The organism is Cobetia sp. BMC6, from assembly GCF_029991385.1.
GTDB lineage: Bacteria > Pseudomonadota > Gammaproteobacteria > Pseudomonadales > Halomonadaceae > Cobetia.
In genome coordinates, this window is the sequence record NZ_JAKUMF010000005.1 from 1 (window position 1) to 21,561 (window position 21,561).

The 21,561-nt window shown below is 63.6% G+C and carries 21 protein-coding genes and 5 tRNA genes; 18 read left to right on the forward strand and 8 right to left on the reverse strand.

What is annotated here, in order from left to right:
* Positions 1 to 324: 324 nt before the first annotated feature.
* Together MKZ40_RS10880 and hisC are read right to left on the reverse strand one after the other, a co-directional pair.
* Positions 325 to 768 (reverse strand): VOC family protein, encoded by a 444-nt coding sequence (locus tag MKZ40_RS10880; protein ID WP_254627220.1) that lies wholly within the window; start codon positions 766 to 768, stop codon positions 325 to 327.
* Between the two features lie 154 nt (positions 769 to 922).
* Positions 923 to 1,978: a histidinol-phosphate transaminase gene (gene hisC, locus MKZ40_RS10885; RefSeq protein ID WP_175090659.1), complete on the reverse strand. Its 1,056-nt coding sequence runs from the start codon at positions 1,976 to 1,978 to the stop codon at positions 923 to 925.
* A 25-nt stretch (positions 1,979 to 2,003) separates the two neighbouring features.
* Here hisC and MKZ40_RS10890 point away from each other — a divergent pair, with 25 nt between their 5' ends.
* The 4 genes from MKZ40_RS10890 (at position 2,004) to radA (ending at position 5,601) form a co-directional block, all read left to right on the forward strand.
* The gene (locus tag MKZ40_RS10890; protein WP_175090660.1) at positions 2,004 to 2,264 is read left to right on the forward strand and encodes a hypothetical protein; all 261 of its coding nucleotides are present in this window, start codon (positions 2,004 to 2,006) and stop codon (positions 2,262 to 2,264) included.
* Complete coding sequence (locus tag MKZ40_RS10895; protein ID WP_175090661.1) at positions 2,261 to 3,400, forward strand: alkene reductase; 1,140 nt, start codon at positions 2,261 to 2,263, stop codon at positions 3,398 to 3,400. The genes MKZ40_RS10890 and MKZ40_RS10895 overlap by 4 nt, the downstream gene beginning before the upstream one ends.
* A gap of 179 nt (positions 3,401 to 3,579) precedes the next feature.
* The gene (locus MKZ40_RS10900) at positions 3,580 to 4,047 is read left to right on the forward strand and encodes a copper resistance protein NlpE N-terminal domain-containing protein (protein WP_175090662.1); all 468 of its coding nucleotides are present in this window, start codon (positions 3,580 to 3,582) and stop codon (positions 4,045 to 4,047) included.
* A 141-nt stretch (positions 4,048 to 4,188) separates the two neighbouring features.
* A complete protein-coding gene (gene radA / locus MKZ40_RS10905; RefSeq protein ID WP_175090663.1) occupies positions 4,189 to 5,601 on the forward strand; it encodes a DNA repair protein RadA in 1,413 nt (470 codons plus the stop codon).
* Between the two features lie 134 nt (positions 5,602 to 5,735).
* On the opposite strand, the gene MKZ40_RS10910 is transcribed toward radA, so the two are convergent.
* Positions 5,736 to 6,380 carry a DUF1415 domain-containing protein gene (locus MKZ40_RS10910; RefSeq protein WP_175090664.1) on the reverse strand — a complete coding sequence of 215 codons (645 nt, stop codon included), beginning with the start codon at positions 6,378 to 6,380 and terminating at the stop codon, positions 5,736 to 5,738.
* Between the two features lie 285 nt (positions 6,381 to 6,665).
* Here MKZ40_RS10910 and MKZ40_RS10915 point away from each other — a divergent pair, with 285 nt between their 5' ends.
* Both MKZ40_RS10915 and mnmH read left to right on the forward strand, forming a co-directional pair.
* The gene (locus MKZ40_RS10915) at positions 6,666 to 8,537 is read left to right on the forward strand and encodes a SulP family inorganic anion transporter (RefSeq protein ID WP_175090665.1); all 1,872 of its coding nucleotides are present in this window, start codon (positions 6,666 to 6,668) and stop codon (positions 8,535 to 8,537) included.
* 118 nt (positions 8,538 to 8,655) lie between these two features.
* On the forward strand, positions 8,656 to 9,762 hold the full coding sequence (gene mnmH, locus MKZ40_RS10920) for a tRNA 2-selenouridine(34) synthase MnmH (protein ID WP_175090666.1): 1,107 nt from the start codon (positions 8,656 to 8,658) through the stop codon (positions 9,760 to 9,762).
* A 25-nt stretch (positions 9,763 to 9,787) separates the two neighbouring features.
* Here the strand turns inward: mnmH and MKZ40_RS10925 are convergent, their stop codons facing one another.
* Positions 9,788 to 10,603, reverse strand: a complete 816-nt coding sequence (locus MKZ40_RS10925) for a type 1 glutamine amidotransferase (RefSeq protein ID WP_254627221.1) — start codon at positions 10,601 to 10,603, stop codon at positions 9,788 to 9,790.
* 52 nt (positions 10,604 to 10,655) lie between these two features.
* Between MKZ40_RS10925 and MKZ40_RS10930 the strand changes: the two genes are divergently transcribed.
* From MKZ40_RS10930 to MKZ40_RS10940, 3 genes are all read left to right on the forward strand, one after another.
* Positions 10,656 to 10,949, forward strand: a complete 294-nt coding sequence (locus MKZ40_RS10930; RefSeq protein ID WP_043336737.1) for an MGMT family protein — start codon at positions 10,656 to 10,658, stop codon at positions 10,947 to 10,949.
* Between the two features lie 181 nt (positions 10,950 to 11,130).
* The gene (locus MKZ40_RS10935; RefSeq protein ID WP_175090667.1) at positions 11,131 to 11,742 is read left to right on the forward strand and encodes a DUF416 family protein; all 612 of its coding nucleotides are present in this window, start codon (positions 11,131 to 11,133) and stop codon (positions 11,740 to 11,742) included.
* Between the two features lie 62 nt (positions 11,743 to 11,804).
* Positions 11,805 to 12,653 carry a CHAD domain-containing protein gene (locus MKZ40_RS10940; RefSeq protein WP_175090668.1) on the forward strand — a complete coding sequence of 283 codons (849 nt, stop codon included), beginning with the start codon at positions 11,805 to 11,807 and terminating at the stop codon, positions 12,651 to 12,653.
* 112 nt (positions 12,654 to 12,765) lie between these two features.
* Here the strand turns inward: MKZ40_RS10940 and hisF are convergent, their stop codons facing one another.
* The 4 genes from hisF to hisB form a co-directional block, all read right to left on the reverse strand.
* Complete coding sequence (hisF, locus tag MKZ40_RS10945; protein WP_175090669.1) at positions 12,766 to 13,539, reverse strand: imidazole glycerol phosphate synthase subunit HisF; 774 nt, start codon at positions 13,537 to 13,539, stop codon at positions 12,766 to 12,768.
* A gap of 11 nt (positions 13,540 to 13,550) precedes the next feature.
* Complete coding sequence (hisA, locus tag MKZ40_RS10950; RefSeq protein WP_175090670.1) at positions 13,551 to 14,297, reverse strand: 1-(5-phosphoribosyl)-5-[(5-phosphoribosylamino)methylideneamino]imidazole-4-carboxamide isomerase; 747 nt, start codon at positions 14,295 to 14,297, stop codon at positions 13,551 to 13,553.
* 115 nt (positions 14,298 to 14,412) lie between these two features.
* Entirely contained in the window at positions 14,413 to 15,054 is a 642-nt protein-coding gene (hisH, locus tag MKZ40_RS10955; RefSeq protein WP_175090671.1) for an imidazole glycerol phosphate synthase subunit HisH, read from the reverse strand.
* A 70-nt stretch (positions 15,055 to 15,124) separates the two neighbouring features.
* Positions 15,125 to 15,718 (reverse strand): imidazoleglycerol-phosphate dehydratase HisB, encoded by a 594-nt coding sequence (gene hisB, locus MKZ40_RS10960; RefSeq protein WP_043336716.1) that lies wholly within the window; start codon positions 15,716 to 15,718, stop codon positions 15,125 to 15,127.
* A 260-nt stretch (positions 15,719 to 15,978) separates the two neighbouring features.
* Here hisB and MKZ40_RS10965 point away from each other — a divergent pair, with 260 nt between their 5' ends.
* The 9 genes from MKZ40_RS10965 to MKZ40_RS11005 all read left to right on the forward strand — a co-directional run bounded on the left by MKZ40_RS10965 (position 15,979) and on the right by MKZ40_RS11005 (position 21,448).
* Positions 15,979 to 16,464, forward strand: a complete 486-nt coding sequence (locus tag MKZ40_RS10965) for an acetyl-CoA sensor PanZ family protein (RefSeq protein ID WP_254627222.1) — start codon at positions 15,979 to 15,981, stop codon at positions 16,462 to 16,464.
* Between the two features lie 241 nt (positions 16,465 to 16,705).
* The gene (locus tag MKZ40_RS10970; protein ID WP_175090672.1) at positions 16,706 to 19,099 is read left to right on the forward strand and encodes an AsmA family protein; all 2,394 of its coding nucleotides are present in this window, start codon (positions 16,706 to 16,708) and stop codon (positions 19,097 to 19,099) included.
* A gap of 110 nt (positions 19,100 to 19,209) precedes the next feature.
* Positions 19,210 to 20,382, forward strand: coding sequence for an A/G-specific adenine glycosylase (gene mutY, locus MKZ40_RS10975; RefSeq protein WP_175090673.1), 1,173 nt, complete (start codon positions 19,210 to 19,212; stop codon positions 20,380 to 20,382).
* A 138-nt stretch (positions 20,383 to 20,520) separates the two neighbouring features.
* Positions 20,521 to 20,832: an oxidative damage protection protein gene (locus MKZ40_RS10980; RefSeq protein ID WP_052384882.1), complete on the forward strand. Its 312-nt coding sequence runs from the start codon at positions 20,521 to 20,523 to the stop codon at positions 20,830 to 20,832.
* A 104-nt stretch (positions 20,833 to 20,936) separates the two neighbouring features.
* Positions 20,937 to 21,012: transfer RNA gene (locus tag MKZ40_RS10985), tRNA-Phe, on the forward strand.
* A 5-nt stretch (positions 21,013 to 21,017) separates the two neighbouring features.
* Positions 21,018 to 21,092 (forward strand) — tRNA-Gln (locus MKZ40_RS10990).
* A 49-nt stretch (positions 21,093 to 21,141) separates the two neighbouring features.
* Positions 21,142 to 21,217: transfer RNA gene (locus MKZ40_RS10995), tRNA-Thr, on the forward strand.
* Positions 21,218 to 21,294: 77 nt separating this feature from the next.
* Positions 21,295 to 21,370: transfer RNA gene (locus MKZ40_RS11000), tRNA-Phe, on the forward strand.
* A 3-nt stretch (positions 21,371 to 21,373) separates the two neighbouring features.
* Positions 21,374 to 21,448, forward strand: a tRNA-Gln gene (locus MKZ40_RS11005).
* The last annotated feature ends 113 nt before the right edge of the window (positions 21,449 to 21,561 follow it).

Genomic DNA, 21,561 nt, shown 5'->3' on the forward strand with positions numbered 1-21,561 from the left:
GCCGAACTCGGAAGTGAAACCGCTTAGCGCCGATGGTAGTGTGGAGTTTCTCCATGTGAGAGTAGGTCATCGTCAGGCACTTATACTGAACCGCCCCTGTAGCCTTGCTGCAGGGGCGGTTCTCTTTGTGCGCAGGAAAAGTGGTGCGTAGTGGAATTATGCAGAGAAGTCCTGCATGCGAATCAGCTGTGGGCGAAAGAAAAGAGCTCTGCCCAAGCAACGTGTCTATGGCAAAAGAAGGCCCCTGTCGAAAACTCGGCAGGGGCCTTTTGTCTTCGGAGCCTTTTATCTTCACGGGCAGTTAAGTTTCAGTGCGCCATCACATCAGGGCGAGGCTTCGTAGAGCTCGATGGGCGTACCGTCAGGGTCTGCCAGGAAGGTGAAGCGGGCACCGGTGTATTCATCGACACGTATCGGCTCTGGCGTGGCACCACGGGCGATCAGCAGCTCGACACAGGTATCGATGTCTTCCGTCGCCAGCGCCAGGTGACGAAGGCCACAGGCTTCCGGATAACTGGGGCGCTCAGGCGGCGAAGGGAAGGAGAACAGCTCCAGTTGGATACCGCCCGGCAGGAGTAGGTCGAGCTTGTAGCTGTCGCGGGCCTCGCGATAGGCCTCGTTGATCACCTGCGCATCCATGACCTCGAGATAGAAGCGCCTGGCGCGTGGGTAATCAGCGGTGATGAGCGCCACGTGATGCACTCGCGTCAGAGGCAGGCGGGGGGGCGAGGGTGAGTCCGAAGCCATGGTGAGACTGTCCGTTGTCATGTTGTGTTCCTGAAGAGTGTTAGGCGCGATGAACTGTGCGGTGAACTGTGCAATGAGCCGGGCGGTGAGCTCGTGAGAGACATTCTGATGAAAGAAGGCGCCCACAGGGCGCCTTCTTTGATTGGAGCAATCACCGGCCAGCCCGTGCGCTATCTCAGCGACACAGGGTTTCCAGGGCTTCGATCAGGCTGTCCATCTCGGCATCGGTACCGATGCTGATACGCAGATAGTCACGTAGTGCGTCGGTGTTGAAGTGGCGCACCAGGATGCCCTGTTCGCGCAGGCCGATGAACAGCTTGCCGGCATCGTGGGTCGGGTGAGTCGCCAGTACGAAGTTGGTCTGCGAGGGCAAAATCTCGAATCCCAGCGCGGCCATGCGATCGCGCGTCTGCTCGCGGGTGGTGATGACTCGCGTGCGGCACTCATCGAAATAAGCGGGATCACTGAGGGCGGCGACGCCGACCTGTTCGGCCAGGCGATCGATGGGATAGGAGTTGAAGGAGTCCTTCACGCGCTCCATGCCTTCGATCAGCTCTCGTGAGGCCACGGCATAGCCGAGACGGATGCCGGCCAGGCTGCGTGACTTGGAAAAGGTGCCGGTCACTATCAGGTTGGGATACTGATGAATCAGCGGGATGGCGCTTTCGCCACCGAAGTCCACGTAGGCCTCGTCGACCAGCACCACGCTCTGCGGATTGCGCTCCAGCAGCGCGGCAATCGCCTTGCGGCCATGGCCATGCCCTGTCGGGGCGTTGGGGTTGGCGAAGATGATGCCGCCATTGTCGTTGCCGAAGGCTTCCAGGTCGACTTCCCAGTTGTCGGTCAGCGCGATGCTGCGTGACTCGATGCCATACATGCGGCAGTAGACCGGGTAGAAGCTGTAGCTGATGGACGGCAGCAGCAGCGGCTTGTCCTGTCGGAAGAAGGCCTGGAAGGCCAGCGCCAGCACTTCATCGGAGCCATTGCCGACGAAGACTTCCTCGGCGGCCACATGGAAGGTGTCGGCCAGGGCGGCGCGCAGCGAGCTGGAGCTCGGGTCCGGGTATCGGCGCAGATCAGAGGCATTGAACTCGCGCAGCGTCTGCTCCACGGCGGGCGCCGGCGGGTAGGGGTTCTCATTGGTGTTCAGCTTGATCAGCTGCTCACGCGGTTGTTCGCCGGGGACGTAGGGGGTCAGGTCGTGGACCTGTGGGCTCCAGTACTTGCTCATGATTTCTCGCCGCTGGTGACAGTGCATGACCCGTGTCATGGATGCTTTTCATGTTGCCCGCTGGATCGTCGCGGTACAAGCATCAGCAGGCTCTCTGCCTGAGTCTAAAGCGTGCCGACTGGTGCGGATTTCCACATTGTTGCCATGCCAGCATTATTCTCGTGCGATGCGTGTGCTTGAAGCAGCGCGTGGTGTACCGCATGTCACAGGCATGCTTGCCCAGCTCGCGCGACTTCGTGCGATGAGGATGCTGGGCGAAGACCTGCAATTCAAGGAGTCCCGATGACAGCCAACACCAATGCCCCGTGCGCTGACACCCTGCTCGATCCGGTCAAGCTCGGTGATCTGACCCTGCCCAACCGCATCCTGATGGCACCGCTGACACGTGCTCGTACCCCCGACAGCATTCCCGGCGAACTGCAGCAGGCCTATTACGGTCAGCGTGCCGGTGCCGGCCTGATCATCAGCGAGGCGACCAACATCTCGCCGACCGCTCGTGGCTACGTCTACACGCCGGGTATCTGGACCGATGAGCAGGAAGCCGGTTGGAAGGGCGTCGTCCAGGCGGTGCACGCCAAGGGCGGCCGCATGGCGCTGCAACTGTGGCACGTCGGGCGTGTCTCGCATGAGATGGTGCAGCCGGGTGGCCAGCAGCCGGTCGCGCCGAGCGCCCTGCGTGGTGAAGGCGCCCAGTGCTTCGTCGAATTCGAGGACGGCACCAGCGGACGTCATCCTACCAGCACGCCGCGTGCCCTGGAGACGGACGAGATTCCCCAGCTGATCGAGGACTATCGCCAGGCCGCCGTGCGTGCCAAACGTGCCGGTTTTGACATGATCGAGGTGCATGCCGCCAACGCCTATCTGCTCAACCAGTTCATGGCTACCGGCACCAATCAGCGTACTGACCAGTACGGTGGCTCGCTCGAGAACCGTGCGCGCCTGACGCTGGAAGTCGTCGATGCCGTCGCCGAAGTCTTCGGCCCTGAGCGTACCGGTATCCGGCTGACACCCTTCATCGAGATCTTCGGCCTGACCGATGACGAGCCAGAAGAGATGGCCTTCTACATGGCCGAGCAGCTCTCCCGGCGTGGCATCGCCTATGTGCACGTCAACGAGCCGGACTGGGCTGGTGGAGACATCAAGTTCAGTGATGACTTCCGCCGTGCCCTGCGCGAGCGCGTCAAGGGCGCGCTGATCTTCTGCGGCCATTACGATGGCGAGAGTGCGGCTCGCATCATCGATGAGGGCATCGCGGATGCCGTCGCCATCGGGCGCCCGTATATCGCCAATCCGGACCTTGTCGAGCGTATTCGCCTCGGGGCTGAACTCAACGAGCAGGACCCGGATACCTTCTACGGTGGTGATGCCAAGGGCTATACCGACTACCCGTTCCTCGACAATGGCCATGATCGCCGCGGCTGAGGCCAACACGATTTAACGAATGGCGTTCGATAAACGCCATCGGGGGTGGCCTCTCGGGGCGGATACCCGCTATTCTTGAGCGTGGAAGCTTGTGAGCGGTCTGCCTGCCAAAGCGGGTAGACCGCTCGCCGTCGATAGCGCTGACGCTGCTATCGAGTCATCGCCTTAAGGAGGATTCAATGCAGATCAGGACTCTGATGGTGGGAGCCGCGCTGATGGTCGGTCTCGCCGGGTGCGCATCAACGGCCCAGACCAATGACGGTGCCGCTGACAACAGCGCTACCGAGACAGCCAGCGAGCAGGTTGCCGTCTACAAGGGCACCCTGCCGTGTCGTCGCTGCACGGGCATTGACCTCGATGTGCGCCTCAAGGGCGCCGAAGAGGCAGCCCAGGATGAGCGTACCTTCAGTCTCGATGCCACCTATCGTGATCATCCGCAGCAGCCGGATCCAGAGCATTACGAAGGCCAGTGGGATGTGCTGTCCGGCACCGTGACGGATCCGAGCGCGACCGTCTATGAGCTGACGCCGGACGGCGAAGGCCAGACCTACTACTTCCTGCGTCTGGATGCCCAGACACTGGAGCTGGTCGACCCGCAGAAGCGTCGCTTCCAGAACGGTGAGACATTGCGCCTCAAGCGCCAGTAAGCGTGCCGTGCGCCACAAGGCGATCGTGAGCACAAGGAAGGCGGCGCAAGCCGCCTTCCTTGTGTCTGGCCGTTGGAAATCCGCGGCTGACGACACTTCATCATGACGCCGAGAATCACTTCTTCCCGACAGGATTGTCTGATGGCGAAAGCAAAGAGCGCCTTCGTATGTACCGAATGCGGTAGCGAATTCTCGAAGTGGCAGGGCCAGTGCAGCGGCTGCCGCGAGTGGAACACCCTGCAGGAAATCCGTGTCGGCGCCGCGGTACTGCCCGGCGCAGCCCCCGCTGCGGGGGCTGTCGCTGGCGGTGCTGCGCGTAGCGCCAGCAATGGGCGGGGCGGCTACGCCGGCACGCTCAGCGACAACGTGACCGATCTTTCCAATGTCTCGCTGGCCGAAGTGCCGCGTTTCTCCTCGACCTTCGGCGAGTTCGACCGCGTGCTGGGCGGTGGGCTGGTGCCGGGCTCCGCCGTGCTGCTCGGTGGCCATCCGGGGGCCGGCAAGTCGACGCTGCTGCTGCAGACCGCCTGCAAGCTCGCCCAGCAGAAGCGCTCACTTTATGTCACCGGCGAGGAATCGCTGTCGCAGGTGGCGATGCGCGCCCATCGTCTGCAGCTGCCAACCCAGGGTCTCAAGATGCTGGCCGAGACCAGCGTCGAGACGATTCTGGCCACCGCCGAGCGCGAGAAGCCCGAGGTGCTGATCATCGATTCCATCCAGACCATGCATCTGGAGGATCTGTCATCCGCGCCGGGTGGTGTCTCGCAGGTACGTGAGTCTGCCGCCGCGCTGACCCGCTTCGCCAAGCGAACCAACACCGTGCTGCTGCTGGTCGGCCACGTGACCAAGGACGGCTCGCTGGCCGGGCCCAAGGTGCTGGAGCACATGATCGACGCCTCCCTGCTGCTGGAGGGCGATGGCGATTCGCGCTTCCGCACGCTGCGTGGCCAGAAGAACCGCTTCGGTGCGGTCAACGAGCTGGGCGTGTTCGCCATGGTCGAGCTGGGCTTGAAGGAAGTGAAGAACCCCAGCGCGATCTTCCTGTCGCGCAGCGAGGAGCAGTCTTCCGGCAGTCTGGTGATGGTGGTATGGGAGGGCACGCGACCGATTCTGATCGAAGTGCAGGCCTTGCTGGATGACTCGCCGCTGGGCAATCCCCGCCGTGTCGCCGTCGGTCTGGACGGCAATCGCCTGTCGATGCTGCTGGCGGTGCTCAACAAGCATGGCGGCCTGTTCACCGGCGATCAGGATGTCTTCCTGAACGTGGTCGGCGGGGTCAAGGTGCTCGAGACCAGTGCCGACCTCGCGGTGCTGTGTGCGGTGGTCTCCAGCCTGCAGAACCGTCCGCTGCCGCGTGAGCTGGTGGTGTTCGGCGAGGTGGGGCTGTCCGGTGAGATCCGTCCGGTGCCGAGTGGTCAGGAGCGCATCGTCGAGGCCGCCAAGCATGGCTTTACGCGCGCCATCGTGCCCAAGGGCAATGCCCCCAGGAACCCGCCCAAGGGCATGACCATCGTGGCGGTCGACAAGCTGTCCCAGGCACTGGAAGCCCTGTGACATCTGCGCCTTCCGCGTGAGCCATCCGCACGGGGGCGTCGTGGTGTGATACTGCATGCAACGAACAAGGCCAGCCTCACGGCTGGCCTTGTTCGTATGGGGTTTTCTCCGAGCACGAAGCTCAGCCTGCCTTGTCAGTCCTGCTTGTCAGCCTGACGGGCGGCATGAGCACAGGCCTTGAGGCGTGAGACCAGGAGCTCGACACCGCGCTCGCGCATCAGCGCCTCATTGCGCCCCGGCACCTCTTCGACATCGCCCGCGTAGGCATTGATGGCGGCTTCGACCGAGCTTTCGCGCAGCAGGTGCAGCATCGGGTAGGGCGAGCGGTTGGTGTAGTTGGCCGCGTCGTCTTCCTCGGTATCCTCGAACACGTACTCCGGGTGGAAGCTGGCCAGCTGATAGATACCCTCGTAGCCCTGCATCTCGAGCAGCGCCTCGGCGTAGTCGAGCAGCTCAAGGTAGGTATCGAAGTCGCGGAAGCCGTCCTTGAAGATCACCAGCGTCGTCTCGGCGTCGCGATTGGCGTCCAAGTTCAGCAGTTCATCGCCGAGTGCCTGCAGGCAGCGCTCGAGCCCTGCACCGGGTACCACGGCATACTGGATGCTGTTGCGTGCCATCTCGCGGGCGGCAAACGGGCACAGATTGTCGGCGATGATGTGCGTCTCGACCCACTGGCGCGTGGCGTCGATGGCCTCGGCTTCGCTGGCATCCAGCGGCGGGGTATAGCCACCCGCCGTCTCGGGAGTCGTGGTATCGGTCGGCGTAGCGTCGGTGGTCATGGCGTCAGGGTCCGCAGCGGTGTCAGGAGCGGGTATTGTCACTGCTCGGGCGCGGCATGGCCAGCGCCGTGACTCCCGTCTCTCATTGTCTCTCGTTATCGGGCTTCTTCAACCTGAAGTTGTCGCAGGGCCGCAGGTGGTCGCCGAGCATGTGGCGGCCCTGTTTCATCAGTGATTACAGCGATAGACTTATCACTGCTGGTTCAAAGCCCGTCCCGAGTCCGCTCAGGGACATTGCGGCTGCCGGCTGACGACTTCTTTCCTGCCCCGCCACGGAGATACTTCTTGTCCGCTGATACTCCGCCTCCTTCCTCGCCGCTCCCCGAATCTCCCGAACCTACCGAGAGGGAAGAGGGGCGCGAGCACACCAGTGCAGCGGCCTATCGTCTGTCGCGATTGTTGCCCTTTCTCGGCTGGATGCGTCAGCTGTCGCCCGGGGATGCGCGTTCCGATCTGATCGCGGGCCTCAGCGGTGCGGTGCTGGTGCTGCCCCAGGGGGTGGCCTATGCGTTGATCGCCGGCCTGCCACCGGCGCATGGGCTGTATGCCGCCATCGTGGTGGCGATCATCGCCGGCCTGTTCGGCAGTTCGCGGCATATGGTCAGTGGCCCGGCCGCGGCGATCTCGATGGTGGTATTCGGCACCGTCTCGACACTGGCCGCGCCGGGCAGTCCCGAATACTTGCCGCTGGTGCTGGCGCTGACCTGCATGGTCGGCATCATCCAGCTGTCGTTGGGGCTGATGCGCATGGGGGCGCTGGTCAATCTCATCTCGCACACGGTGGTGATCGGCTTCACCGCCGGCGCCGGGGTCTTGATCGCCACCAGTCAGCTCAAGCACCTGTTCGGCATCGCGCTTGGCGATGCCTCGAGCTTTCTCGGCACCTGGTGGGCGCTGCTCGGGCATCTGGGCGATACCTCGTGGGCAACACTGATCACGGGACTCAGTACCTTGCTTGCGGCCGTGCTGGTCCGGCGGCTGAATCGCAAGCTGCCGTGGATGCTGGTGGCGATGGCCGTCGGCTGCGGTGTCGCGGCATTGCTCGGCGGCAGCGCGGCAGGTATCCCGATGGTTGGCGCCCTGTCCGGTAGCCTGCCGCCGTTTTCCCTGCCGCCGCTGGGCTTTGACACCCTGCGTTCGCTGGGCGGGGCGGCCTTCGCGCTGGCGGTGCTCGGGTTGATCGAGGCGGTCTCTATCGCGCGCGCCATCGGCGTGCGCTCGCATCAGCGTATCGATGGCAACCAGGAGTTCATCGGCCAGGGTCTGTCGAATCTGGCAGGCAGTTTCTTCTCGTGCTTCGCCGGTTCCGGCTCCTTCACGCGTTCCGGCGCCAACTATGATGCCGGTGCCCGCACGCCGCTGTCGGTGGTGGTGGCGGCGCTGATCGTGCTGGCGGTGCTGTTGCTGGTGCCTGACGTGACCGCCTGGCTGCCGTTGCCTGCGATGGCGGGTCTGATCATGGTGATTGCCGCCAACCTGATCGAAGTCGGTCATATCCGCCAGATTCTGGCCGTCAGCCGCGAAGAGGCGGTGGTGCTGGTGATCACCTTCCTCGCCACTCTGCTGTTGCCGTTGGAGTTCGCCATCTTCGCCGGGGTGCTGGTCTCGCTGGTGCTGTATCTGAACCGCACCTCACGGCCACGGCTGGTCGAGATGGCGCCAGACCCGGAACATCCGGAGCTTGGGGTGCGCAATGCCGAGCGTTATCAGCTGGCTCAATGCCGAGAGGTGGTGATTCTGCGCGTGGATGGCTCGCTGTTCTTCGGGGCGGTCGACCACGTCCAGCGCAAGCTGGCGCGCTATACCGGCAAGCACGTCATCCTGCTGGGCACCGGCTGCAACTTCATCGATATCGCGGGCGCTGAGATGCTCGAGATCGAGCAGCGTCGCCTGCGCGATGCTGGCGGCAGTCTCAGCATGTGCGGCTTTCGCATGTACGCGCTGGAAGTGATGGAGCGCGGTGGCTTCCTCGAGCGCATGGGACGTGAGAACTACTTCCATACCGCCGAGGCGGCGATCGCCTCGCTGCGCGACTCGGTCGCCGAAGCGCATCGCGCCCACGGTGATCAACCCGCTGCCTGCCCCGATTGTCAGCTGTTCGGCCCGGCTGGGATCGGGCCGGGGCAGGGGGGGCGCCTGACGCCACCGTTGGCGTGAAAGCACAAGGCTGGGGGCGGCTGCACGCTTGCGATAGAATGTGGCCCCTTGATGGTGCGGCCAGTCAGCCAGTCGCCGCCCATTGCCTCAATCCTGTTCTGTCTGCCGAGAGATGCCCATGAGTTTGCCCACCGTGGCGGCCAGCTGCGACCTGATTCGCGACGGCCGTCCGTTGATCGATGTGCGCGCGCCGGTCGAGTTCGCCGCTGGTGCCTTGCCGGGTGCCGTCAATCTGCCACTGATGGATGATGAGGAGCGTCATCGCGTCGGGCTGCAGTACAAGCAGGTCGGACCGGAATCGGCGGTACATCTTGGCCATCAACTGGTCAGCGGCGGGATCAAGCGCGCACGCATCCGTGCCTGGGTCGAGCACGTCGAGCGACATCCTGACGCCATCCTCTACTGTTTCCGTGGCGGCATGCGCTCTCAGCTCAGCCAGCAGTGGTTGCAGGAAGCAGGGGTCGAGCGTCCACGTATTGAGGGCGGTTGGAAGGCCATGCGTCAGCAGCTCTGTCAGCATATCGATGAGCGTGCCGAGCAGGCCCCGATGCTGTTGATCGGCGGGCTGACCGGCTGTGCCAAGACTGAGCTGATCCATGCGCTGGACAATGGCATCGACCTGGAAGGCTGTGCGCGCCACAAGGGTTCGGCCTTCGGCCGTCACCCCTTCCCGGCGCCGAGCCAGATCGACTTCGAGCACCGCATCGCCGCCGAGATGCTCATGCTTGAGGAAGAAGCGCCGACCATCATGGAAGACGAGTCGCGCTTCATCGGCAGCGTCAATATTCCGCTCGCTACCTGGCGCGCGATGGAGCAGGCGCCGTTGATCCGCGTCGAGATGCCGCTGGATTGGCGAATCGTGCAGATTCAGAAGGACTATATCGAGGGGCTGTGGGCCACCTACAGTCGTCACTATGGTGACTTCCTCGGCTGGACCCTGATGCAGCGCCAGCTGCGTCAGGCACTGCTGCGTCTTCGCAAGCGCCTGGGCAGTGCGCGCCTTGCTCGTCTGGTGCGCATGCAGGACATCGCCTTCCAGGAGCACAAGCGCGGCAATCCAATGGCCCATGAAGGCTGGCTGGCGCCGCTGCTCAGCGAGTATTACGACCCGATGTACCGCTATCAGCTCGAGAAGCACGAGCGCACCTTCCTGCACGTCGGCGACTGGGACAACAGCCTCGCCTTCGCGCGTGAGTGGAGCGCCAATCACCGCTGGCAGCGCTGATATCCCTCATGGGTGCGGTCAGCGCTCACGCATTCAGCCAGTCCACCAGCAGGCGGTCCAGCAGGGCCGCCTGACGATCAAAGCGCTTCGGGTCCTCCAGCAACGCCTCGCGTGATTGCACGCCATTGCCCTCCAGGGGCGCGGGATGGTGGGCCAGGCGGTCCTGTGTGGCCGCCGCACCCACATGCGGATGGAAGTTGAGCGCCACCACGCGACCCTCATCCCAACTGAAGCCGGCCACTGGCGTGTGCTCGCCGCTGGCCAGCAGCTCGCAGTCTTCCGGCAGGCCGCAGATCTCCTCGTGCCACATCAAGGCCTCGAACTCGGCGGGTAACCCCAGCGGGCACTCGTTGCTGCGCGTCAGTGTGGCCCAGCGACGCTGCGGCACCACGGCGGACGAGACGATCGCCCCCATCTGCTCGGCGATCAGTCGCGCCCCCAGGCCAATCCCCAACAGCGGGCGATTGCTGTTCAGCGTGCGCCGAATCAACTTGCGCTGCAGGCGCAGCGACTGCTGTTCGGCGGGGGAGGCTGTCTTTGCGGCGCTCGACAGGCGTTGCGGGCCATCCAGCACCACCAGTGCATGGAAGTCATCGATGCCCGGCAATGCCTCGCCTGACAATGGGAAGCTGGTGTTGAAGCTGTGCCCCATGCCGGAAAGCCAGTCCTTGAGGCGTAGCGGATTCTGCCAGTCATGCGCTAGCGTTGCGGTATCGGCGGCTGAATCTGGTTCAGCGTCAGGGAGTTGCCCCTGATGTATGAAGTAAAGATGCATGGCTTCATCATGCGTGAGCGCCATGCCAGCGTAAAGGCCCCAGTGCTGGCGTCCCAGTACCTGCATCCCGGTACCTGCACCGGGTGAATCAGCCGCGACACGACAAGGAGAGAACCGCATGCGGGCCGAACTGCTCGAACAGATCTACACCGTGGTGGCGCAGATTCCCGAAGGGCGCATCACCACCTACGGGCGTATCGCCAAGATGACCGATGGCGCCAGCGCGCGCATGGTCGGCTCGGCGATGCGTCACCTGCCGGATGGCCATCAGTTGCCGTGGCATCGCGTGATCAATGCCTCGCTCAAGGTCACCGAGCACGGCGGAGCGGTGCGCCAGCGGGAAAAGTTGCGCAGCGAAGGCATCCTGTTCGATGGTGCCGGTCGCGTGCCGACGGAGTGCCTGTGGCCCTGAGGTATGCAATAGCATGGCAGTGTTCGAGCAGGGTCGCGTTCATCCGGCCACGCGCGGGCGCTACCCTTTCGCCTATCCTATCGCATACCCTATAGCGACCTTCGGTGACATCGTGGCTGGCGGAGGCAAGACGCCAGCGCGAACGCCGCATATTGAATAGTGAAGTGAGAATAGAGCCGTCATGACTCAGCCTGTATCCGGTTTTCGTGCGCGCCTTGATGCGCTGGCCCCCGTGCGCCGTACTGCCTTCATGGCGGCGCTGACCGAGCGACTCCTGCCCAATGCCGGCTTCTACGCCGAAGCCAATGGCACGGCCAGCGCACTGGACACCACGCGTGAGCTGCGCAAGCTGCTGGACCTCGTCTGGGAGCAGCTGCGCGTGCGCGATGCCAAGATCGATTTCTCGCTACAGGCCGAGAAGGTCACCGCCTTCGAGCCCGCCGAGGAAGATGACAGCTTCGGCGCGCGCCGCGCACTGGAAGCCGTGATGGCGCTGACCGCCTGCATCGACGTGCTGATCAGCGAAGAGCCGGAAGCCGCGCTCAAGATCAGTCGTCTGTCCACCGATGGCGTGCGCGCGCTGATCGACCTGCAGGCCGGTGAGGGTATCGAGCAGGAAGCGCTGGAAGCCATGATTCGCGAACATCCGCTGATGATCGATGAGCGTGATTTCCAGGACGCCGTGCTCGAGAGTGTCGAAGCCCCGCAGTTGTCGCGCGATGACTGGCGTGCGCTCAAGCAATTGGGCCGCAATGAAGATGTCAGCAATCTCGGGCTATCCTTGCAGGACTGAGCGGCCCGACTCGGATCATCCTGGTGCCAGAGATGACTGGCCAGCCGTTGTTGGAGAGACAGATGAGCGACACCCGTCAGCAGGATTCTTCTCCGATGAACGCAGCGCTGAATGGCGTGATTCAGGCACGGCTCGACGCCATGCGTGAGCATCTCGCGCAGCCGACGTTGAGCGCGGCGAATGTGCACACGCTACGCGTCGACTGCAAGCAGCTGCGCGGCTGGTGGCAATTGCGGCGTGAGTCCCTGGGCAAGTCGGCGGTGAGTGAGCATCAGGCGCGTCCGCGCGCCGTCGCCAGGGCATTGGCCGGGCCGCGCGAGGCGCACATGCTGCGCAAGACGCATGGTCGTGCCTACGCCTGGGTGGATGAGCGCAGTCAGCGCCTGCTGGATGCGCTGCGTCCTGGGCTGACCAGCGCCTCACTGAGCGAGCCGGAGGGCGAGCTGGATCATGCGCCGCTCGAGACGCTGCTGAGCGAAGAGCGGGCGGCCTGGCAGGCGGCGCCGCTGACGGTGGAGGAGCTCGAGGGCGGGCTGGAATGCAGTCGTCATCGCATCAGCAAGCTTGCGGCCAAGGTGGCCACCAAGCGTGAGATCGAGACGTCTCACCGGCTGCGCAAGTGGGTCAAGTACCGCATGTTCCAGCTGGCACTGGCGCACGAGGCGCTGGGTGAGGCTGCCGCGCGGGAGCTCGAGTCACCGAGTCACGGGCGTCGTCGCGAGCCGGAGCTGCTCGACAAGGCGGCCGCGCGGCTGGGCAATCAGCATGATCTGGCGGAGCTGGCGCTGTGGGTCGGGGAGCGAGTGATGCTGCCCGCCGCCGAGAAGCATCTGGTCGCGGACATCATGGCGCTTGCCGACCAGCGACTCGCGCAGGCGCTCAAGCCGCTCGCGAAGCTGGGCTACGTCTGAGCACTGTTATCGCCTGAAGCGACGTGGCTTCTCTACAGACACGAACGCCGCCATTCCTTGAAGAAATGGCGGCGTTCGCGTTTCTGCCTGAACGATTATCCTGCGGCTGTGCTTACAGGCGCATTTCGATACCGCGTGCGGCCATGTGCGCCTTGGCCTGGGGAATCGTGTACTCGGCGAAGTGGAAGATGCTGGCGGCCAGCACCGCATCCGCACCGCCTTCGAGCACGCCATCCACCAGATGGTCGAGGGTGCCGACACCGCCCGAGGCGATCACCGGCACGCTGACGGCGTCGGAAATGGCGCGTGTCACGCCGAGGTCGAAACCGGCCTTGGTGCCATCGCGGTCCATGCTGGTCAGCAACAGTTCGCCGGCGCCCAGTTCGACCATCTTCTTCGCCCACTCGACGGCATCGAGCCCGGTCGGCTTGCGGCCACCGTGGGTGAAGATCTCCCAGCGCGGTGTCTCGCCTTCCTGGCTGACGCGCTTGGCGTCGATGGCGACCACGATGCACTGGCTGCCGAAGCGTTCCGCGGCTTCGCGCACGAAGTCCGGATTGAACACGGCCGCGGTGTTGATCGAGACCTTGTCCGCGCCGGCATTCAGCATGGTGCGAATGTCTTCACAGGTGCGGATGCCGCCACCCACCGTCAGCGGGATGAACACCTCACCGGCGATGCGCGACACCATGTCGACCGTGGTGCCACGGTTGTCGACGCTGGCGGTGATGTCGAGGAAGGTGATCTCGTCGGCGCCTTGCTCGTTGTAGCGCTTGGCGACCTCGACCGGGTCACCGGCATCGCGGATACCGACGAAGTTGACGCCCTTCACGACACGACCGGCGTCGACGTCCAGACACGGGATGATGCGTTTGGCGAGTGCCATGATCGCTCCCCTCAGGCCTTGCGGCCGGTGATGGCGTCGGACAGTGCCTGCGCTTCGGCGATGTCCAGGCTGCCTTCATAGATGGCGCGGCCGGTGATGGCACCGAGGATGCCCTGATCGGCCACTTCGGCCAGGCCACGGATGTCATCCAGGTTGGTCACGCCGCCGGACGCGATCACCGGGATACCGCCTTCGCGGGCCAGTGCCACGGTGGCTTCGATGTTGACGCCCTGCATCATGCCGTCGCGGGCGATGTCGGTATAGACGATGGAGGACACGCCGTCGTCGGCGAAGCGCTTGGCCAGTTCGGTGGCCTTGAGGGTGGAGACTTCAGCCCAGCCATCGGTGGCCACGAAGCCGTCACGCGCATCGAGACCGACGATGATGCGGCCCGGGAAGGCGCGGCACATCTCGGCGACGAAGGCCGGTTCCTTCACGGCCTTGGTGCCGATGATGACCTGACCGACGCCGGCTTCCAGGTAGTGCTCGATGGTCGCGGCATCACGGATGCCACCACCGATCTGGATCGGCAGTTCCGGGTAGGCGCGAGCGATGCGTGTCACGGCGTCGCCATTGACCGGCTTGCCTTCGAAGGCACCGTTGAGATCGACCAGATGCAGACGGCGGCCACCGGCCTCGACCCAGCGCGCGGCCATGGCCAGCGGATCATCGCCGTAGTTGGTGGAGTCTTCCATGCGGCCTTGCTTCAGGCGTACGCACTGACCGTCCTTGAGATCGATCGCGGGGATTACCAGCATGTCGGGTGTCCTCTCGGCGTGTCTGGGCACGCCTGTATTGTCGTCGGTATATCGAAGGCGGATGTATCGGCGTCCGTCACGCGAGACAGACGCCGAGGGTCACGCGGGCGAGCCTTCAGGGCTGCCAGCGGACGAAATTCTCGAGCAGCTTGAGGCCAGCGGCCGCGCTCTTCTCCGGGTGGAACTGCACCGCGAACAGGCTGCCCTCACCGATGGCGACGTGCGCCTCGGCACCGGCGTAGTGCGTGGCGCCGTAGACCTTGGAGCGCTCGCTGGCCGATACATAGAAGCTGTGCACGAAGTAGAAGCGTGAGTTGTCCTCGATGCCTTCCCACAGTGCGTGGCCCTGGGTATGCGCGACATGGTTCCAGCCCATGTGCGGCACCTTGAGGCGCTGGCCGTGTTCGTCCAGCTGCTGGTCATCGAAGCGTTTCACGTCGCCCTTGAAGTAGGCGAGGCAATCGATGCCACCGTTCTCTTCGCTGCGCTCCATCAGCATCTGCTGACCGACGCATACGCCCAGCAGCGGCTTGCTGTGGTTGCTCAACAGCTCGCCGACCAGACCGCGCAGCTCGGCGCGTTCAAGCTCGCCCATGCAGTCACGGATGGCGCCCTGGCCGGGCAGTACCACGCGGGTGGCACCGCAGATGGCGCGCGGGTCGCTGGTGATCACGACATTCTCGTCGGCCACGTGCTCAAGCGCCTTGGCGACGGAGTGCAGGTTGCCCATGCCATAGTCGATGACGGCAATCGTCATGTCTTTCTCCCGAAGGCCGGAGGCAGGCTCCGGCGCTGGATGTCAGGCGTCTGGCGCCCGGATCATTCGTTTACAGCGAGCCCTTGGTGGAGGCGATACGGCCTCCCATGCGCTCGTCCTCTTCCACCGCCATGCGCACGGCACGGCCGAAGGCCTTGAAGATGGTCTCGGCCTGATGGTGGGCATTGAAACCCTTGAGGTTGTCGATATGCAGGGTGGCGCCAGCGTGATTGACGAAGCCCTGGAAGAATTCCCAGAACAGCTGGGTATCGAAGCGACCGATGTTGCCGCGGGTGAACTCGCACTGCATGAACAGGCCCGGACGACCGGAGAAGTCGATCACCACGCGCGACAGGGCTTCATCCAGCGGTACGTAGGCATGGCCGTAACGGCGGATGCCGGCCTTGTTGCCCAGCGCCTGCGCGAAGGCCTGACCCAGGGTGATGCCGATGTCCTCGACGGTGTGGTGGTCATCGATATGCAGGTCACCATCGCAGTCGACCTCGATGTCGATCACGCCGTGACGGGCGATCTGGTCCATCATGTGTTCGAGGAAGGGCACGCCAGTGTTGGCGCTCAGCTTGCCTTCACCGTCCAGATTGATGCGGACCCGGATCTTGGTTTCCGAGGTGTTGCGATGAACTTCGGCGATACGCTCTACCATGATGTCTCTCCAGCGGTCGGTGACGCCATCAGCGGCTTCGAGGCCGATGGGGTCTGGGCGCAGTCTGGGGCCTTTGGTATGAGAGGCGTGTGTCCAGTCCGGCCGGGAAGTGCGCATCATGTGGTTATTGTCATGTGATGTCGCAATCGAAATCGTGATCAGGCCATTGACGACGGCAGAGAGCCGTCGGCGGGGCGCTTGATCGGCGGCAGGCGCGTCGTCTTTGTGCCTGCCCGACCCGTCATTATAGAGAAAGGACAATGGCATCCGCTACAATGGCGGGCATTCATATCGCGGGCGAGGATCTCACCATGCCGGTCACTCTTGAGATGATCGATCACGCACGCTGGCAAACCGATGAGCAAGTCCGTATCGACCTGTCGCGTATCTATCACGAAGCCCCCAGTGAGCGTCTACCGCTTGCCCCGGATGACTTCATTCAGGCCAATCTCGCCGCGGGACACCGCTTCTGCAGTGCCTTCTTCAACGATCGCCATATCGGAGCGCTACTCTGCGAGGATGAAGGCGATGCCTGGAAGATCAGCCATTGCTGCGTGCGCAAGAGCACGCGTCGACGTGGTGTCGGTACGCGCCTGATGGCGCTGCTGTCGCTGGAAGCGGCCAGTGCCCAGCGTCTGCTGGTCGTGCCGAGTCAGGGATTGACCCTGGCCGACGAGCTGCTGGTATCACGTCTCGGCTATGTGCGAGACCCCGCTCGCGACGGCTTCGTGCTGGCGCAGGAGTGAAGTCAGCCGTTGCCGGATGCGGAACTGACGTCAACGCGACCTGTCCACCGGCTATGTCATCATCATTTCTGTCTTGAGACTGTCTCGCTGTGCGCGAGGATGGCGCGCAGCGCTCGGACTTGATGATGAGCGGGTGAAAGGGCATCGCCTGATGCCATGAGCCCCCAGCGCCATTCCATGTGCTGTCCTCCAGGAGCGAGGGCACCGCAGCAATTCTCATCGTGTCAAAGGGAGGACGCAGATGAAAGCACTGTTCAGAGCCTTGCTGGCCATCGTCGGAGTACTGGCGTTGGTGGTCGTGGCAGGGGTGATCTATGTCACCACCTTCCTCGATCCGAATGATCTCAAGCCGCGACTGGTCAAGGCGGTCAAGGACCAGGCGGGGCTGGAACTGGCCCTGAACGGCCCGCTGGACTGGTCCTTCTATCCACGCCTCGGCGTCAGTGTCGAGGATGCCGAAGCCTGGCTGCCGGAGCAGGAGCGTGATCAGTCACCGTTTGCCTCCTTTACCCGTGCGGAAGTCGGCGTGTCCTTCACGCCACTGCTGAGCGGTGAGGTCGAAGTCGAAGGCGTCTTCCTCGACGGTCTCAAGCTGGCGCTCGAGCGTGATGCACAGGGGCGTGGCAACTGGGAAAGCCTGCTCGAGCATGCGGCGACGGCCGCCGACAGTGGCGCGGCGGATGAAGCGCTGCCGCCGGTCAAGAGCGCCGGTGTGGCGCTGGCGGATGACACGACGCCGTCGGTGCAGAATGGCGCCGGCAGCATGGCGGTCAATCTCGATATCGCCTCGGTGCAGGTCACCAATGGTCAGATCGCCTATCAGGACGCGGCCAGCGGGCTCGACATGACGCTCAACGACGTGGCGTTGACGTCCTCCAACGTCAGCCCTGACAAGGCCTTCCCGGTCGAGCTGTCGTTCGTGGCCGATGGGCGTGAGCCGGAACTTCAGAGCACCGTCAGCCTCGATGGCAAGGTGGCGCTGGACCTGCAGGGCGGCCGTCATGTGCTGACCGGCGTGAGCCTGGATACCACCACGCGCATGCCGTCGCTGGGTGACAAGGACCAGAGCGTGGCGCTGGACATCGATACCCTGACGCTGGATACCGACAAGCAGCTGTATCTGGCCGATGGCGCCGAGCTTGACGCGACGCTCCATCAGGCCGCACTGGGTGACAAGGCTCTGCCGCTGAAAGCCACCTTCGGTGCCGAAGCGGACCTGGCGGCGGGCACGGCGAATCTCGAGAATCTGCTGCTGACCTCCGGCAGTGACCTGCGCCTCAGCGGGGCACTCAAGGCCAAGGACATCACCGGCGACGCGCTCAGCTATAGCGGTCAGTTCAAGCTGGCACCGCTATCGCCCAAGGCATGGATGACGCGTGTCGGCATACAGGCGCCGCAGACCGCCAGGAGCAGCGCGCTGACCTCGCTGGCCTTCTCCAGCCCGTTCAAGGGCGACATGTCGCAGGTGCAGCTGACCAACCTGGTGATGGCGCTGGATGACACCACCATCAATGGGCGCCTCGGCTCGTCCTTCGATGCCTCGCAGATCACCTTCGATCTGGATGTCGATGCGTTCAATCTCGATGACTACCTGGCACCGGCGGGCGCAGACGAGAAGACGGCAAGCCTGGGTGAAGCGCTCACGGCGGGCGTGATCGCGCCGGTCTATGCGGCCGATGGTGACGCGGAGCTGCTGCCGGTGGCTTTGCTCAAGACGCTGGGCCTTCAGGGGCAGCTGGATATCGGTACGCTGATCGCCTCGGGTCTCGAGATGAGCAAGGTGACCGCCAAGCTGTCCGGTCAGCCGGGTGTGCAGCAGCTCGATAGCCTGACGGCCAGCCTCTACGGCGGCTCGCTGGCGGCCAATGCACGGATCGACAGCCGCAAGACACCGCTGAGCATGAGCTTCGGCGAGAAGCTGACCAATCTGGATATCGCGCCATTCCTCAAGGCGCTGGCGCCGGAGCAGAAGGACATCCTGCGCGGTCGCCTGACGCTCAATGGTGACTACACCACCAGCACCAATCAGATCGACAGCATCAAACGCAATCTGAACGGCAAGGGCAGCTTCGAGATTCGCAATGGCGAGGTGCTCGACGTCAATATCTCCAGGGAGATGTGTACTGCCGTGGCGACGCTGAGTGGCAAGACCTCCTCGCGCGAGTGGAAGGCCAATACGCCGCTGGAGCGCGCGCAGGGAAGCTTCACGGTCACCAATGGCGTGATCAGCAATCAGGATCTCGCCCTGGCGATTCCGGGCATCGCGCTGGACGGCAAGGGCCAGCTCAACCTGCCGACCGAGGCCTTCGACTACAACGTGGCGGCGCGCTTCATCGAGGGCGCGGATGACGCGGCCTGTGCGGTCAATCCGCGTTTGATCAAGCTGCGCTTCCCGGTGCAGTGCCAGGGCAACCTGAGCGGTGAGCCGGGCGAGTGGTGTGGCTTCGATCAGAAAGGCTTCCAGAGTGCCGCAGCGGAACTGGCCAAGGAAGAAGCCAAGCGCAAGGCGGGCGAGAAGGTCAGCGAGAAGCTGGATGAGAAGCTCGACGAAGATACCCGCAAGAAGATCGACGACAAGCTGGGCGAAGGCGCCAGCGACAAGCTGAAGGGCGCGATTCAGGGGCTGTTCAACTGATCACGCGCTCCCTACGCAGCAAGACCGGCACGCCAGCTCCTCGGGGCTGGCGTGCTGCCGTTTGAGCCCAGGCCATGGCGTCGACCATGGCGCGAGCAGAGGAAGTTTTGATGGCGCGACCTGACACTGCTGCCACGCCAGATGTGACAGCTCCCGAGAGCCATGCCACGCCCGGCTTCGAAGACATCGCCCTGAGTCCCGAGGCGTTTCAGGCGCGCGTGTTCGACTGGTTCGATGAGCATGGCCGCAAGCACCTGCCCTGGCAGGAGAACACCACGCCGTATCGCGTGTGGGTCTCGGAGATCATGCTCCAGCAGACCCAGGTCGCGACGGTGCTGCCGTACTACGCCCGCTTCATGGAGCGCTTTCCGGATGTCGCGGCGCTGGCGGCGGCGGATATCGATGACGTGCTGCATCTGTGGACGGGCCTTGGCTACTACGCGCGGGCGCGCAATCTGCACAAGGCCGCTCAGCAGGTCGTGAATGAGCACGACGGCGCCTTCCCGGTCGAGAGTGTCGAGGCACTGTCGGCCTTGCCGGGCATCGGGCGTTCGACCGCCGGGGCGATCATCAGTATCAGCACCGGACAGCGGGCGCCGATTCTCGATGGCAACGTCAAGCGCGTGCTGGCACGTCTGCATGCCGTGGAGGGCTGGCCGGGACGTCCGGCGGTGGAGCGCAAGCTGTGGACGCTGGCGGAGCGCTACACGCCGCAGGTGCGGCTGGCGGACTGGACCCAGGCGATGATGGATCTCGGGGCCACCCTGTGCACGCGTGGCAGCAAGCCGGATTGCGCGCGTTGCCCTTTCGAGGAAGTCTGCGTGGCGCATGCGCGTGGCGAAGAGAAGCGCTTCCCCGAGAGCAAGCCCAAGAAGACCATTCCGACGCGTCAGACACTGATGTTGCTGGTCAGTGACGAGGCGGGGAAGATCCTGCTGGAACGCCGTCCGCCGACGGGCATCTGGGGTGGCCTATGGGCGCCGCCACTGGTCGAGGACCGCGAGGCCGCGCGGGAATGGATCGCCCGCGAAGCCCGCGGTGCTCATCTGGAGGCGCCACTGGCAAGTTTCGAGCATGTCTTCAGTCACTTCCGACTGACCATCACGCCACAGCCGGTGCAGCTGGGGGAGGCAGGGCTTGCGCCAGCTCAAGCGGCCGAGAGCGTCAGCGAGTCGGCCGCCGACCGTCGCTTCGTCGACCCTGCCGCGCCGGACGCCGTGGGCCTGCCGGCGCCGGTCAAGGCGCTGCTGGCACGCTGCACGGATGATCTGTTCGGGCTGTGAGGCCTTGTCGGTGTCGGCATCGTCCGCACGTCTGGGGCAAAGCGGCTCAAGCGTGCGAGAATGAGGCAACAGTAAAGGCGTCTGGCGAAGGCTCGACGCTCATCCGCACTGACATCCAGTTCTCTTACGGAGTTACCCATGCGCACCGTACATTGCCGCAAGTATGACCAGGACCTGCCGGGTCTCGATTTTCCGCCGCTGCCGGGCGAGAAGGGCCAGGACATCTGGTCCAACGTCTCGAAGCAGGCATGGGAAGAGTGGCAGGCGCTGCAGACGCGTCTGATCAACGAGAAACACCTCAACATGATGGATGCCGACAGCCGTCGCTATCTGATGGAGCAGATGGATCGCTTCTTCAACAACCAGGAGACGGACCAGGCTGAAGGTTTCGTGCCGACGGACGCCGCCGCCAAGGGTGAATCGCAGGGCGGACAGGGCTACGAAGTCTGAGTGGACGGCGAGGACGGCGGAAGGCGAATTACGACGCCAAATTCTTGATAAGCAAGGGTTGACGTCGGGAAAGGTTTTCTATTTAATACGTCCTCGTTGGCAAGGGCCAGATAGCTCAGTTGGTAGAGCAGGGGATTGAAAATCCCCGTGTCGGCGGTTCGATTCCGTCTCTGGCCACCAAGTGTTGGGGTATAGCCAAGTGGTAAGGCACCGGTTTTTGGTATCGGCATTCCCAGGTTCGAGTCCTGGTACCCCAGCCAGCTGACATGCAGTAACGTAGTAAGAAGACTCATATCATGAGTTCTTTGTGCCGGCTTAGCTCAGTTGGTAGAGCAACTGACTTGTAATCAGTAGGTCGAGGGTTCGACTCCTTTAGCCGGCACCATCTTCAGGCTTCTGTAGATGAGCGAAGAACACACGATATAGAGGTCGCCTTGGCGGCTTTTTTTGTGTCTTCAGGTTGGCCAGATAGCTCAGTTGGTAGAGCAGGGGATTGAAAATCCCCGTGTCGGCGGTTCGATTCCGTCTCTGGCCACCAAATTGGGGTATAGCCAAGTGGTAAGGCACCGGTTTTTGGTATCGGCATTCCCAGGTTCGAGTCCTGGTACCCCAGCCAATTCTGGCTAGCTGATGAAGTCGCAGGATGAATTCGGCAGCCAACAGAAAAGCCACCCTTCGGGGTGGCTTTTTTGCGTCTGGAGTAAAGGTCTGGACGGCAGCTTGGTATAC